The sequence below is a fragment of the Candidatus Marinimicrobia bacterium CG08_land_8_20_14_0_20_45_22 genome, from assembly GCA_002774355.1.
Lineage (GTDB): Bacteria > Fidelibacterota > UBA2242 > UBA2242 > UBA2242 > 0-14-0-20-45-22.
Genome location: PEYN01000022.1, coordinates 1 through 15,322 on the forward strand (window position 1 = coordinate 1; position 15,322 = coordinate 15,322).

The window sequence follows — 15,322 nt, forward strand, 5'->3', positions numbered from 1 at the left end:
GCCGGTCATTATACTGTCGTCTGGGACGCCCAAAACGTGAGCTCGGGAATTTATCTCATCCGCCTGAATGCCGGTGACTTTACGGCGGTGAAGAAATGCGTCAAGTTAAAATAAGGATGCGAATCTAATCATGCATAAAACGCATATATTATTACCGATGTCATTCTGCTCCTTCTCGACCCTGACCTTGGCCTTAGCCTTAACCTTATTCTCCAATTGTTCCCATGAAAATAGCATTGAACAAAACAAACTATCCGTCAATTTCAAAGGTGATGCCGAGATCGAGGTCGGCGGGCCATTCGTCGGGGCGGAATTCCATCACAGTTACATGATTCCCCAGCGCATCAGTTTTTTCTATCCGGTGGCGAACAGCATCGATCGCAGTCAGGATTACTGGAAGCGCGACACCTCCTTTGTGGCGGAATGGTTTTTGAAAATCGGCGCTGGTCAGCCTGAAGCCATTGGTCGGAAACCGGTGGAATTCAATCTGACGCCCTACTCGGTCGAGTTTTTCGATCGGAAATCTGCCCGGGATATTAATGTCGCTTATCATTTTTGCAGTGAAAAACCAGCGATGGTCGTCACCTACCGAATTGTCAATCGTCTGAATAAAAACGAAGTGTTCGAGTTTGATACCCGTCTGTTCACTTCAATCCGAACTTGCCATACTTTTCGGGTGGTCGATCGGGCTGAAGTTATTGGCGATTCAGCGAGCGGGACGATCTTTACCAATTTTGCGGAGGCTGATGCGCGCATGGCTCAGGTTTTTATTACCAACGCCGGCGAGAAGCCGGTCGCGGTTATCCTGGGCGAAAGCGGTTTGCCGTATGCGCGTTTCGTTTACCGGCGGGCAATGGTGCCCGGTGATACCCTGAACATTGTTCAGATTATCGGCTCGGCGAAGCAAAAGGAAAGCCAGGCATTGGTCGGTTACCTTCTGGAAAATTTTCAGACTGAAATAGAGCAATATGAAAAATTTGTGAATGAACAGGCTTTCCAAAACAACGTCTTGAAAACCGGAGATACTCGTACAGATCATTCTATCGCCTGGGCTAGAGCCGAGATGGAAGCAAATGCACATTACTTAGACGGCGAAATTGTGCCGATGCCATGTCCGGCGGAATATAATTTCTATTTTACCCATGATGTGCAAGTCTCCGATCTGGCGGCGGTGAATTACGATTTGCCACGGGTCCGGCGCGATCTGGATTACATCATCCGCCACGCCGATAAGGACCTGGTAATTCCGCACGCCTATTACTGGAAAGACGGAAAATACGTGACGGAATTTGCCAGTTCCGACAACTGGAACAATTTCTGGTTCGTGCAGGTTACGGCTAAATATCTGCGTCATTCCGGCGAAACCGACTTTGTTGCAAAACTTTATCCTTATCTGTCGGTTTGCGTCGAACGGGCGCTGTTGACACAAGAAGCCGACAATCTGATGTGGTCATACCGGCCGGATTGGTGGGACATCGGGCATAATTACGGTTCACGTTCATATATGACGATCCTGGCGATCAAAACCCTGCGTGATTACAATTTTATCTCGACCGTGTTAGGTAAAAACCCCGAAAAAGTTACTGAATATGTGATTTTAGCCGACAGTATGCAGACGGCGCTGGTTGATAAACTCTGGAGTGACGAACTGAACTATCTGATCAATTATAATGACGATGGTTCACAGGACCGGCATTATTACATTGGTTCACTGCTGGCGGCGCATTACGGATTGCTTGACGCTGAAAAACAAAATCAACTGGTTCAAACGGCCAAAGCCAAGCTGGTTGATGAAAAAGTTGGTATCTACAATGCCTTCCCGATGGACTTTCACCTGTTGGGCGATTTTTACAAATTCGTCGGTAATGAAGTCGGGGCTGAATATTATTACGCCAATGGCGGCGTTTGGCCGCAGGGTAATGCCTGGTATGCGATGGCGCTAATGGCTAATGGCGAAAGACAGGCCGCGGCTGAATTCATCGTCCGGACAATGTCACTTCATGGTATCATGAACGGCCCGAACGGGCAACCGGCATACTACGAAGTGCGGAATGCCAACAAGGAAAATCCGGCCGAGTATGGAACCGTTGATAAACCAAATTTTCTGTGGGCTGGCGCCTGGTACCTGAACAGTCTCTATCAACTCTACGGAGTCACGGAGAATGACTGGAATATCAGCCTTGATCCGTATCTGACGACCGGACAGGAGAAATGTAGTTTTACACTTTTTGTAAATGGTTATCCGGTTTTGATAAATATCAAAGGTCGTGGAGAAAACTTACGCTCAATAGAATTTGACGGTCGGAAGGTCAACTCGGCGGTATTTCCGGCTGAAATGCCGGCTGTCAAAGTAGCCGAGTTTGTTCTCGGTCAACCTGAGGAGCCATATCTCAAGAGTACAACTGCTATACTTAATTTTTGCCAATACAGTGATAATAACCTGATCATTAATCTCCGCGGGATTGTATCACAACCAAATAAAACCGTTGTTATCAGTCATGGGCGACCCAAAAAGGTGTCACTAAACGGTCAGCCGTTAACTGAAGGTTTGAAAATTGAAAAAGGAAACGGCGGTTATTGCACTACGATTACATTCAACCTTAAATTTTCTGAGAATAAACTGAATGTACAATTTTAAGACAGGAAATACGATGCGAATCCAAGCAACGATCACTCTTTTTCTCCTTTTGGGGGTTGTTTGTATTTCCTGCGGAAAAAAACGGACGGCGCAAACTGTAGCCGCGCAGGGCGCCGTCCGATTGACTTACTGGTGTGCTTCCAATCAGAGCGAAATTGACCTGGCAACGGAGTTGGTGAGTAAATGGAATGCAAGTCATCCGAAAATCCAGGTGGCCTTGCAGCCAATTCCAGCCAGTCAATCGTCAGAGGAAGCCCTTTTAGCGGCAATCGCGGGCAAAACGACACCGGACATTTGTGCGAATATGTGGCCGGGTGCGATGGACGATTTTACTTCATCGGGCGGATTGGTGCGGCTCGACCAATTTCCGGATTTTATGGATTACCTGACAGAACGAATACCGACGGAATTGCTAGAATCGTTTCGGTCTCCGGATGGGCATTATTACCAGATTCCATGGAAAACTAATCCGATCATGATCATGTACAATAAGCGGATGTTCCGGAAAGCCGGTATTCTAAAACCGCCGCGCACCTACAGCGAATATTTGGCGGCGGCGAAGTCAATCACGAAAGATTTGAACGGAGATGGGCGGGCAGATCAATGGATGGGCTATCAGGACATCCGTCCGATTTGGTGGCAGAGATTTTTCGACTATTACACCCATTACATCGCGGCCTCTGGCGGCCAGACACTTTTTGATAGTATGGGTATTTGCTTCGAGAACGACGCGTCGATCAAAGTTTTTAGTTTTTTCCAGGAAATCTACCGCAACGGCTATTTTCCCCGAACGACTTTCCAAGGTGACAATTTCCTGGCCGGAAAGTTCGCGACCGTTATTACCGGTCCGTGGAATATTACCCATGTGGAAAAATTCAAAAAGCCTGAGTTCGAATACGACATTTTTCCAATCCCGGTGCCGGACGATTACCACGGTCCGGTTTACACCTACGGCGATCACAAAAACATATCCATTTTCAGCACTACAAAAAATCCTGAAGCTGTTTGGAAATTCGCCAGGTTTTTAATCTCGGCGCAGGCCGATCTGAGGTTGCTGGAAGTCTGCAGTCAGATTCCTTTGCGGAAAAACCTAACGAAAAATCCGCTCTATCAGTCCTACTTCCGTGAAAATCCGATGATGACGAAATTCGCCGAACAGGCGCCATTTACGCGTGGAGTGGACGGTTCATCCGTTCTGAAAGAAATTTTCGATGCTATTTCGCAGGAGTACGAAGCCTGCTCAATCTATGGCAAACGCACGCCGGAAGAAGCCGTCGCCAACGCCGCCAAACGCGCCCGGGTTATCATTGAGTGGAGCCGTCCGCAATGAAATCAGCCCAATTGAAAACAAAAAGCAGCGACAAGACCGGTTATCTTATGAGCCTGCCGTATGTCATTTATTTCGGCTTGTTCATCGGCTTTCCGCTGGTCTTTTCCTTCATTTTGATTTTTCATAAATGGAATATTGTTACGCCGATGCAATGGATCGGTCTACGGAATTTTTACCGGCTTTTTCACGATGTGCAATTTTTTATCGCGATCCGTAATACGCTCGTTTTCCTGGTGATTCATATTCCGTTGCAAATCTTCACGGCGCTTTTACTGGCGATTTTATTGAATCAGAAGATCAAATTGAAAGGTTTTTTCCGGGCGCTCTACTTTTTACCGGTAATTGTGTCGGGTGTTGTCATTACGATTCTCTGGCAACAACTTTTCGCCTACGAAACCGGGCTTCTGAACCTGCTGTTGACAAAACTCGGTTTGTCGAAAATTCCGTGGCTGATCAATATAAAATGGGCAATGCCGTCGATCGCGATCATGGCAACCTGGAAAAATGTCGGACTTTATATTGTACTTTTCTTAGTCGGTTTGCAGGGCATTCCGCGCTATTTGTACGAAGCCGCCGAAATTGATGGCGCGCGACCGGTTCAACAGTTTTTCCATATTACCATACCGGCATTAAATAGTACGATGGTGCTAGTAGTAATTCTTTCGACAATCGGCGGATTTTCATTATTCATCGAACCATTCGTAATGACCGGCGGCGGGCCGATGAACAGCACGCTGTCCGTGATGCTTTATATTTACAATCAGGCGTTCTATTTCGGACACATGGGTTATGCGGCGACACTCGGATTTTTCTTCGCTTTTATCATCCTGATTGTCGTTTTGATCCAGAAAAAATTCGTTGAGAGAAAAGACTGATGAAGAAAAGCTTAATCTACATTTTACTGATTGTGGGCGGCCTGATGTTCGCTTATCCGTTTTTATGGATGATTTCGGCGACGTTCAAGCCGGAAGCCGAGATCGGCTCGATCGGGCTCTGGTCGGCTAATTTTTCCATGCGCAATTACACCGCCGTTTTCCAGAAAATTCCGATCAGCCGGGCATTTCTGAATAGTATTTTTGTCTCGGCGTGTGTCACATTTTCGGTGATCCTTTTTGGTTCGATCGTGGGCTATGCTTTGTCGCGTCTGCGTTTTTTCGGCCGCGATTTTCTGCTCGGATTAATTCTCTTTACAATGGTAATTCCGTTCCAGATCACTCTGATACCCATGTACATTTTAATGGTCAAATTCGGCTGGGTTGACAGTTATATGGCCCTGATCGTGCCGGGTATGATCAGCGCCTTCGGAATTCTGCTTTTCAGACAATTTTTTATGGATATTCCCCAGGATCTGATTGACGCCGCCAAAATTGATGGCTGTAATGATTTCGGAATACTTTTCAAGATTATATATCCGCTCTCCAAACCGGTCATTATAACGGTTGGGATTGTATCATTTATGGGTAGCTGGAATGACGTTCTCTGGCCGTTGATTGTCATTCGCCTGCAGAAGCTGATGACTCTGCCGCAAATGGTGACGATCTTCGCGGTCGGCGGTCAGGCGGACGGACAACTGGGAGCCCAGCTTGCCGCGGCGACGCTTCTGGCAGTGCCGATCGTGTTGGTTTACACTTTCTTCCAGCGTTATTTCATCGAAAGTATGGCAACGACGGGTTTGAAGAATTGATGATTAAATACGATGTTATATGTCTTGGTGAAGCGCTGGTTGACCTGATATCCCAGGAACCCGGCAAGAATCTGGCCGATGTCAATCTTTTTAAAAAATTCGCCGGTGGCGATCCGGCTAATGTCGCTGTCGGATTAGCCCGACTGGGCTGTAAGACCGGTTTCGCTGGAAAGATTGGCCGGGATGCCTTTGGCCGTTTCCTGCAGAAATTCTTAATTGACAATGGCGTCAATACCGAAGCGTTGTATACAGATTCGGTACACAAGACGCGACTGGCGTTCGTCGAAGTAGCCAATGACGGCGAGCGTAATTTTGAATTCAGTGAGAAACATCCGGCCGATTCGGCGCTGAAGGATGAAGATTTTTCCATGGAATTTTTAAAACAAGCCAGCATCGTCCACTTTGGCTCTTTACCCTTGCCGGCGCCTTCTAATGGAGAATTATTCAGCCAATTAATAACCAGACTCAATCACGATAATATTCTAACATCGTTCGATCCGAATTATCGGACGGCGTTGTGGAAAACATCCCAACATGCCAGGAGGGTTTTAGGATCAATTGCTTCGCTATGCCGGATTCTAAAAGTGAATTTGGAAGAGGCCCGATTGCTGGGCGGAACGGAACGTATCGAAGAACTATTATCTAACATATTTTTCCCCAATACTTTACTTTTAGCCATTACTCTTGGTGAAGACGGTTGTATTTTGAAAAACCGGCGCTGTGTGGTAAAAATTCACAGCTTCAGAGTAAAAGTGGTTGATACGACTGGTTGCGGGGATGCCTTTACTGCCGGCTTACTGGCGGGATTGATTAGATCTGGAGAAAATATAGACGAGTTGGATGAACTTGATTTAAATGCTATCGGTCAACGAGCTTATGCCATGGCCGCGTTGACTGCAACCCGCTTTGGCGCGGCCGAAGCGTTACCAATAAACCAAGAAATTGAAATATTTATTAAATCACATATTCACAAAAGAGGTATAAAGAAATGATCAAATTAATTCGTGTCTCACAGGAACCGATTTTAAGACCTATCCCGGAACATAGCTGGGAGCGCGCCGCGGTCTTCAACGCCGGCGCGGTCTATGACAAAGGATTGTACCACATGATCTATCGGGCGACCGATATAGGAGGACACGAGAATTACGGTAATTATATTAATTGCTTCGGTTATGCCGTCAGTAAGGATTTATTGCAGTGGCATCGTCTCGCGGAACCGATCATGAAAAATAATGTGCCGCAGGAATTGCGCGGGCCGGAAGATCCGCGCGTTGTTAAAATCGGCGACACGTTTTATATGACTTATGTCGGATTTGCCAATCGCTTTCCGGGTGACTACCGGATTTGTCTGGCGACGAGTTACGATCTGGTAAACTGGGAACGCCATGGGATCTTACTCGATGAAGAAAATAAAAACTCGTCACTTTTTCCGGAAAAGATTAAAGGTGAATTCCTGCTCCTGCATCGTCGTCATCCCGACATCTGGATAGCTTCTTCCCCGGATCTGAAAACTTTTACCGATCATACTCGCATAATGACAACAATAGACGATGACTGGCAATCAACTCGCATCGGTATCGCCGGTCCGCCGGTCAGGCATCCGCAAGGCTGGCTCTTGTTCTATCATGCCGTTGATAAAATCAATGCTTATAGGCTCGGGGTCGCTCTGCTGGATTACGATAATCCGCGCCGCGTTCTGGCCCGTCAATCCCGCCCGGTGATCGAACCGGAAATGCCCTGGGAGATCAATGGTTTTGTACCCAACGTCATTTTCAGTTGTGCCACGGTTGAAAACGATGACAAATACGTTGTGATTTATGCCGGAGCCGATACGGTTATCGGGGCCGCCTATGTCAAAAAAAGCGACGTTGTTTTCGATAAAAAGGACTGGCTGGTTTAGATGAGAAATCTCGGATTTTCAGTTATAATTTTCAGTCTACTGGTGGTAGCCTGTAATAAATCCGAGAGGAAATCACCGATCAATTTGAGTCACGCTCTCAGTTTGATCGATTCCGTCGCAGTCAACGGCGAACAACTCTACTATATTGCGATTTATGCCGACTATCCGGAGTATAAACCGGTTGCTGCCAAAGGTGAAGGAATTGCCTGCGTGGATGACGCCGGGCGCTTTCTGGAGGTGTTGGAAAGTGAAATCTTATTATCCGGGAATCGGACTTTGCTACCAACCGCCAAAGGTTTGACGAAATTCCTGCTGTATATGTGTCGCGATGATGGCCGCTGGTATAATTTTCTTGAATCTGACGGCCAAATCAATACTGAGCATGTCAATAGTCAGGCCGATTTCGGCTGGTGGGCTGTACGCGGAATTCGCGGTCTGACGGCGGCTTACTTGATTTTAAAACAATTCCCGGAAGAGGCGGAATTGCTGAATCAGGTGGAAAAGTGTCTAAGGACTACTTTGAGGCAAATGGATGCTGATTTGGCGCAGTATCCGCTAAAAGTTGCGGGCAATTTCGGCTCGGTACCGGCCTGGCTGATAAAATCGGCACCCGATATGAACAGCGAACTTTTGATGGCACTCTGTAAACTCCAACTTACCGGCGATTTTAACTTTAAAGTGGAAATCCGAAAAATTGCGGAAGGGTTGGTCGGATTTCAATTTCGGCGCGATGGCCATCCGTTAAACGGCATGTATTTCTGTTGGCAAAATTCCTGGCATGACTGGGGCGCCAAACAGCCTTTGGCATTGGTAGAGGCATTTAAAATCACCGGCGATTCAACCTTCTATAAAAGTGTAGAAATCTGGGCCGATAATTTCGTGCCATTCCTGATCGCGAATGACCTACCGCGCGAGATCACTCTAAATCAAGACGGAAGTTACCGGCTGGTAGCTTTGCCCCAGATTGCATATGGCATCAATGCCCTTTACAGCGGCATTCAAGCCTTTGCCGATCTGAGCGGCAAAAATCGCTATCATCAATTTGCCGCGCGAATTTTCAACTGGTTTGGCGGTGGTAATCTAGCCCGAGCGCAGATGTATTGGCCGGAGACTGGAGTCACGTCTGACGGTATAGACGAAGATAAAAAAGTCAATCGCAACTCCGGGGCGGAGTCAACCATAGAAGGCTTATTGGCACAACAGAGAAAATTTTATCGCAATTAATCCTATAAAGGAAAATGATGGCACAGATTACATTGAATCATATAACCAAAGAATTCGATAAAGGGGTAAAAATCATTGATGACCTGAATCTGAACATAAATGATGGTGAATTTTTAGTTCTGGTAGGTCCATCAGGTTGCGGTAAATCAACTACTCTGCGCATGATCGCCGGGCTGGAAAGTGTCACTGCCGGTGATATTTTCATCGGAGATAGACGAGTCAATGACGTTCCACCCAAAGATCGCGATATTGCCATGGTTTTCCAGAATTATGCGCTCTATCCGCATATGACGGTATACGAGAATCTGTCTTTTGGCCTCAAGTTGCGGAAAATGCCGAAAGCCGAGATTAAGCAACGTGTCATTGAAACCGCCGCTATTTTGGAAATTGAGGAGTTGCTGAACCGCAAACCGCGTCAACTTTCAGGAGGTCAGCGCCAGCGCGTAGCCCTCGGCCGGGCGATTGTGCGCAAGCCGAAAGTGTTCCTTTTTGATGAACCGCTTTCGAATCTGGATGCTAAACTGCGCTTGCAGATGCGGACCGAAATAAAAAGATTACATCAGCGATTGAAAACGACTATGGTGTACGTTACCCATGATCAGGTGGAAGCCATGACCATGGGTGATCGGATCGTAGTCATGAAATCCGGCCTGATCCATCAAATTGATACCCCGGTTAACCTATACAACTCACCGGTTGATATGTTCGTGGCCGGATTTATCGGTTCGCCGCCCATGAATTTTATTTCCGTTACACTCCGGCAGGAAGATTTTCTTATTGCCGATGAAGGCAATGTCCGCCTAAAAATACCGGCCGAACACACCGAAAAGCTTAGAGCATATATTGGTAAAAACTTGGTGATAGGAATTCGTCCGGAAAATATCCTGATGCAACCGTCAGATTCGAACCACGTAAAGATTCGTGTTAAACTCGATATTTGTGAACCAATGGGCAACGAAACCTATCTTTATCTGACAACCGGTAAGACCAATCTAGTAGCCCGCAGTAATACTGTACCTTCTGAAAAACCTGGGTCGGATATTACAGTATTTCTCAATCTGCAAGATGACCATTATTTTAATCCACAGACCGAGAAAGTAATCTGAAATAATCTCCATTTGATTACTATAAATATCCAAGACTACCTGCACTACGCTGAAATACCGTGATTATCAGAAACTTATCAGATCAGATGTTGTTCCGGAGATAACCCGTTACGGTACCGACTTGAAATAAATCTCGTTTTTTTGCCTCTGTGTTTTAAATTAAGAACGATTTGGGGTAGAAGTGACGAGGATTATTTGGGAAAAGTAAAAAATCTGACAACTAGCTGGCGGCAATTGGCAATCGCTACCTACGCGGCGCCTAAAGATAGCCGTATTTACGGGACATACGAGGTGGATGTAACTAACCTACTGAAATATATTGAAAATAGAAGGCGCGCCGGGGTGCGCATAACGATTACCCATTTTGTGGCGGCCGCTTTGGCGCGGACGCTGTATGAGGATATTCCGGATATTAACTGTTTTGTGCGGCGTGGACATGTAGTTGCGCGTCAGGACGCCAATGTCTTCGTTACTGTGAATGTTGCAGGGTCTTCCATGACCGGATTAGTATTGAAAAAGTGCCAGGAGTTATCGGCTACCGAAATCGGTCAAATTGTCCAGAAAGTTGTCGAGAAAAAGCGGAGCGGCGAGGAAGAGAGCGGGGCTTTTGCCGCCAAGAACAAGATTACTAAAATTCCCTGGCCATTCCGACGTCCGGTATTTCTGTTAGTCAAGTGGTGGATTTTCGACATGGGGCTTTCCTTTCCCTTTTTGAAAATTCCACCGGATCCATTTGGCAGTATTATGCTGACGAATATAGGCACATTTGGTCTTCATACTGGGATGGTGGCACTCTTTCCAATTGGCAAACTGCCGGCAGTTGTCACGATGGGTAAGATCGAAAAAAAACCGGTTGTGATTGATAATCAAATCGTCATTCGCGATATGTTGCCGTTAACCGGAACCTTTGATCACCGGATTGTTGGCGGTTACCAGGCCGGGATGCTGGCTAATGGAGCCGTGCGGCGCCTACAGGATCCGGAAGCCCTGGACCGCCCGAACATTTCATCCGAATAATGGAACTATTGCAAGTAAAATCCTGAATATTGAAAGAGGAAATTGAGCATACCTGAAGAAAAGACCACGATTCTGACCGCGTTGAATAAGGCCGGTAAAATCAAGGGAGCGGACTGGTTTCCTAAAGACGGAATCGTTAAGGTCATCGCCGCATTGAGAAAACGGAGCTGTGTTAAGGCCCCCAGCATATTATTACCAAACCACGAAAGCTTAGCGGGTTAGAGAACCAAGCTTTTTCTAAAACTAACCAGTAACAAGTGGAGATTTCTCATGAGTCGGTAATTTTAACTGGCTGTCAGGGTGAATAAAGATATATTACTGATTTATGTTAAACACAATACAGTAAACTAATAAGGGGATAATATGGAACTGTGGAATTTCACATTAAATTTCAAAGATTTGGTACTCGATCTTTCATTTATGAGTGTCTTCCTGATCCTGGGGACTGTTTTTCGTCGGTACGGACTATTTTTCCAGAAATATTTGGTACCCAACAACCTGATAGCCGGATTTCCGGGGCTGATTTTAGGTATGCAGGTGCTGAATATTGTTCCGATTTCCGGGGGACGGATGGGATTATACGTCTATCATTTACTGGCGCTGACGTTCGTGGCAATGGGATTGCGACAAGAAAAATCTCATTGGGGGAAAGGCCCGCTGAGTTTCGGGCTGGCAATGCTTTCCAGTTATATCGTGCAGGGAGTCATCGGTTTGCTGGTCGCGTTTGTTTTCATTTACACGACGATGCCAAGCTTATCGCCATCGATCGGATTACTTTTACCGATGGGATTCGGAATGGGTCCGGGACAAGCCTTCACGATGGGGAAAGCATGGGAAAGCTTCGGACTGGAAGGCGGCGCGGCGACCGGATTGACTATTGCGGCGATCGGCTATTTAATTGCCTACTTCGGTGGTATTATCATCATTAATCGCGGAATTAAAAACAGAGAAACGAATTTCATCAAAGGAATGGAAGGCATTACGGAAGATATGCGAACCGGTGTCATCAAACGCGGAAAACCGGCGATCGGCTCTTTCTTGACTCTTTCGCAGGAAGCGATCGAGCCGCTCGCCTTTCACGTCGGACTCATTGGTGTCGTTTATTGGCTGACATGGGTGTTGACGTCGAATCTTGTGGGATTCATGGAAGCGCACGGCGCGGCGAAATTTGTCGCAACCGTTTGGGCATTTCACTTTGTCTTAGCTTTGTTGGTTTCGATAGCTGTTCGGAAAGTGCTGGATTTAATTAAGAAGAGTTATATGATCGATACCGGTTTGATGAATCGCACCGCTGGACTTTTTGTCGATTATTTGGTTGTCGGATCGATTGCCGCTATTAGTTTGACGGTTGTTTGGAAATATTGGGCGCCGCTCTTGTTTATGTCGATCTTCGGGACAATCGCTACGTATATCTTGCTTCGCTATGTTTGTCGCCGCGCTTTCGACGATTATCACTTCGAACGTTTCGTCGGCATTTTCGGCGAAATGACCGGCACATTGAATTCGGGTCTTGTACTTGTTCGGGTGACCGATCCGGATTTCAAAACGCCTGTCGCAGAAGACTTAGTTTATTCCAGCGGAGTCGCGCTATTCCTTGGTTTGCCACTTCTGATCTTACTCAATGCGCCGATGAATTTCTTCGGTAATACCTATAGAGGTTACTGGATTACGATGGGGTTGCTTATTCTTTATATGGTTATCCTCTGGGTTTTCTGGAGACTTATCGGCTTTATCAAATTGACTAAGCCAAACCTGAAAAGAACCAAATAAAGAATCGTCTTCTGGGCGATATTGAAACAAATCATTTTCCGCTGAACATTCTTTCAACGGAAAATGATTTGTTATTTAATGATTTTTAGATTCCAAATACGATGATGCAGAGAATCACGGCCATGATCAACCCAACGGTGTCGCCGATCAGTCCGGCGGGAATTGCATGGCGGGTTTTTTTGATGCCGACCGCGCCGAAATAAACCGCGACAACATAGAATGTCGTTTCCGAACTTCCCCACATCGTCGAGGCGATTCGACCGATGAGGCTGTCCGGGCCGTGCTCTTTCATCAACTCGGTTACGATTCCCAGCGCGCCGCTTCCCGAAAGAGGTCGCATGAGGGCAACGGGCAACGTCTCGGCGGGCATTCCGATGAGATTGGTGATCGGCGAAAGAATGGCGACGAAATAGTCCATGGCGCCTGAAGCGCGAAACATACCAATTGCCACGAGTACGGCGACTAAGTACGGAATGATCCGGACAGCGGTGTTAAATCCCTCTTTGGCGCCGTCAATAAACGACTCGTAAACCTTGACTTTCTTGATATAGCCGAGAACCGGGATGACCAAGAGTAAAAACGGAATGGCGTAGTTCGAGAAACCTTTCATGATCGTGACGAACGTCGTTTCGTGAGGGATGGTTGCCGCAGTTTGTGCGACCTGTTTCAGCGTGTCGAAAATGGCGGTTGCCGTTAGCGTGTCGGTCATATTATTTTTCCTCTTTCTCGCTCGTCTCAGAAACCCGGTTCGGGTTTGATTTTCTCATTGACGGGAAGCGCTGGAGCAATTTCGCCGCCGTGACGCCCGCGATCGTCGCGCAAGTCGATGCAACGACCGTTGTACTGATAATCTCGAACGGATTTGCAGAACCGAGTTTCGCGCGAACGGCTATGACGGTCATCGGGATCAGACAAATGCTGGCGGTGTTCAGCGCCAGAAAAGTGACCATCGAGTTTGTTGCGGTGTCTTTTTCCGGATTCAGACTTTGCAGTTCGTCCATCGCTTTCAAACCCAGAGGCGTGGCGGCGTTGCCGAGACCAAGCCAATTGGCGATGATGTTCATCAGCATTGCGCCGATGGCGGGATGATCCGACGGAATGTCAGGGAATAGCCATTTGGCGACAGGACGGATCGCGCGGGAAAGAATTTTAATGATTCCGCCGTTTTCGGCAATTTTCATGATGCCCAGCCAAAAGGTCATAATGCCGATCAGCCCGAGCGCAATATCAACCGCCGATGCCGCGTAAGTCACTGCCGCATTGGTCACTTCTTCCAATCGTCCGTTGATAGCGCCGACGACAATGGAAATTACCATCAATCCTAGCCAGATATAATTCATAAGCCATTCCTCTCTTCTTGAATGATTCTCTGCAAGCCTGTCGGTGAGTGACAGCCACGGAGTTCAGTTTTTATTTCGATATGTGATAAAGCGATTTTGGAGAACAATACCGATGACCCAGCCGTTTTCCGAAGTTAGCAAGCGACCGGTGTAAGAATAGTCGCTTGAAAATTTCTCATGGAACAGCACGTCACCGCGAAACGAATAAACCAAGATTTCCGGACGGTTGTAAATCCGATCGTCGTTATTGAACGATTTCGATCCGGTAACGACGGCGAATCTGTTTTCCGGAAGAAACCTAACGTCTGTAATCATGCGATTTGCGCTGACTGATTTTTTGAGGAAATATGTTTTTTTAGTTATGATCGATATCAGTCGAAGCGAATTTTCTTCTGCGAATATAATCCAGGAACCTTTTTCGTCAATATCGCACAAGCGAAACCCAAACGGGAAAACCTCGAGAACAGTTCCTTTTTCGTCAAGCAATATCGTTTGGCGGGCGACTCCGGGCGGGGTGGTATTTTCTAACTTGAGGCTGATCAAGGAAAATTTTCCGGAGGATGAAGTGGCAAAAGACCGAACCGCTCCTGTCTGCGGTTTAAAATTCCATAATATTTCTCCGATGGGCGTGAACATAAACAGTTCGGGTGAAAGAGGTTCGAGCGGCGACCGGCTAACGAACGAGAAGAATAGGAAACGCAAACCGTCGCCGCAAAATTGTCCACGCGACTCGTTGGTGTTAATGACAGTTTCTTGCAAAAAGGTGACACTTCCGGTTTCCTTATTTTGAAAATTGAAAAATCGCAGATGATCTCCTGTGGGAAAAATGCCGGCGATCATTCGACAATTTTCCGAGAAAGCAAAAGATGGTGAACTTCGGTTCGGGATAAATGTGCCTTTGATTGGAAGAGACGCGGAATCCCGGCTGCAAATCGTTTGGAGAATGAAATCCTGTCGTTCCGTCGGATTCTTGGGTGGGTTTCCGAAAAATAAAACGCCGAGCGACCGTCCGTCTTCCGATTCAAACAGTTTTTCTGTGTCTGTCCACTTTAAAAGAATACGGTTTTTCAAATCCCGAATACAGTTCGAATAGACAAAAGCCACCGGCTCCAGCGAATCGGAATTAGTGGAGACAATAACTGAATGCAATTCTTTTTCAGAAGGGAAGATGTTTAAAAGGTTATAACTTTGCCCAGAAAGCGCCACAACAAATCCGAAGACCGGGATTAGCGCACATTTCATTTTCAGGAGTAAATTCATCTGACAGTTAATTTATTTCTAGATAGAGTGAATGTCAATGTAGTTGATGCGGA

15 protein-coding genes are annotated in these 15,322 nt (G+C 46.7%); 12 read left to right on the plus strand and 3 right to left on the minus strand.

Annotation, left to right across the window (positions count from 1 at the left end; all coding sequences use genetic code 11):
• From COT43_01530 to COT43_01585, 12 genes are all read left to right on the plus strand, one after another.
• Positions 1-114: peptidase S8 (locus COT43_01530; protein ID PIS30490.1), on the plus strand; the 114-nt coding region annotated here is incomplete at its 5' end.
• A 16-nt stretch (positions 115-130) separates the two neighbouring features.
• Positions 131-2,638, plus strand: a complete 2,508-nt coding sequence (locus COT43_01535) for a hypothetical protein (GenBank protein PIS30491.1) — start codon at positions 131-133, stop codon at positions 2,636-2,638.
• A gap of 13 nt (positions 2,639-2,651) precedes the next feature.
• The gene (locus COT43_01540; protein PIS30492.1) at positions 2,652-3,968 is read left to right on the plus strand and encodes an ABC transporter substrate-binding protein; all 1,317 of its coding nucleotides are present in this window, start codon (positions 2,652-2,654) and stop codon (positions 3,966-3,968) included.
• On the plus strand, positions 3,965-4,843 hold the full coding sequence (locus tag COT43_01545; GenBank protein PIS30493.1) for a sugar ABC transporter permease: 879 nt from the start codon (positions 3,965-3,967) through the stop codon (positions 4,841-4,843). Before COT43_01540 ends, COT43_01545 begins: the two co-directional genes overlap by 4 nt.
• Positions 4,843-5,652: a sugar ABC transporter permease gene (locus COT43_01550; protein ID PIS30494.1), complete on the plus strand. Its 810-nt coding sequence runs from the start codon at positions 4,843-4,845 to the stop codon at positions 5,650-5,652. The genes COT43_01545 and COT43_01550 overlap by 1 nt, the downstream gene beginning before the upstream one ends.
• Positions 5,652-6,644, plus strand: a complete 993-nt coding sequence (locus COT43_01555) for a histidine kinase (protein ID PIS30495.1) — start codon at positions 5,652-5,654, stop codon at positions 6,642-6,644. The genes COT43_01550 and COT43_01555 overlap by 1 nt, the downstream gene beginning before the upstream one ends.
• Complete coding sequence (locus COT43_01560) at positions 6,641-7,552, plus strand: glycosidase (protein PIS30496.1); 912 nt, start codon at positions 6,641-6,643, stop codon at positions 7,550-7,552. Before COT43_01555 ends, COT43_01560 begins: the two co-directional genes overlap by 4 nt.
• A complete protein-coding gene (locus COT43_01565) occupies positions 7,553-8,776 on the plus strand; it encodes a hypothetical protein (GenBank protein PIS30497.1) in 1,224 nt (407 codons plus the stop codon). It abuts the gene before it with no gap.
• A 17-nt stretch (positions 8,777-8,793) separates the two neighbouring features.
• On the plus strand, positions 8,794-9,882 hold the full coding sequence (locus COT43_01570; protein ID PIS30498.1) for a glycerol-3-phosphate ABC transporter ATP-binding protein: 1,089 nt from the start codon (positions 8,794-8,796) through the stop codon (positions 9,880-9,882).
• 141 nt (positions 9,883-10,023) lie between these two features.
• Positions 10,024-10,899, plus strand: coding sequence for a hypothetical protein (locus COT43_01575; protein ID PIS30499.1), 876 nt, complete (start codon positions 10,024-10,026; stop codon positions 10,897-10,899).
• Positions 10,900-10,941: 42 nt separating this feature from the next.
• The gene (locus COT43_01580) at positions 10,942-11,121 is read left to right on the plus strand and encodes a hypothetical protein (GenBank protein PIS30500.1); all 180 of its coding nucleotides are present in this window, start codon (positions 10,942-10,944) and stop codon (positions 11,119-11,121) included.
• A gap of 141 nt (positions 11,122-11,262) precedes the next feature.
• Positions 11,263-12,669: a hypothetical protein gene (locus COT43_01585; GenBank protein PIS30501.1), complete on the plus strand. Its 1,407-nt coding sequence runs from the start codon at positions 11,263-11,265 to the stop codon at positions 12,667-12,669.
• Positions 12,670-12,754: 85 nt separating this feature from the next.
• Here COT43_01585 and COT43_01590 read toward each other — a convergent pair whose 3' ends face one another.
• The 3 genes from COT43_01590 to COT43_01600 form a co-directional block, all read right to left on the minus strand.
• The gene (locus COT43_01590) at positions 12,755-13,279 is read right to left on the minus strand and encodes a spore maturation protein (protein ID PIS30532.1); all 525 of its coding nucleotides are present in this window, start codon (positions 13,277-13,279) and stop codon (positions 12,755-12,757) included.
• A gap of 100 nt (positions 13,280-13,379) precedes the next feature.
• Entirely contained in the window at positions 13,380-14,009 is a 630-nt protein-coding gene (locus COT43_01595; protein ID PIS30502.1) for a nucleoside recognition protein, read from the minus strand.
• 63 nt (positions 14,010-14,072) lie between these two features.
• Complete coding sequence (locus COT43_01600; GenBank protein ID PIS30503.1) at positions 14,073-15,269, minus strand: hypothetical protein; 1,197 nt, start codon at positions 15,267-15,269, stop codon at positions 14,073-14,075.
• Positions 15,270-15,322: the final 53 nt, after the last annotated feature.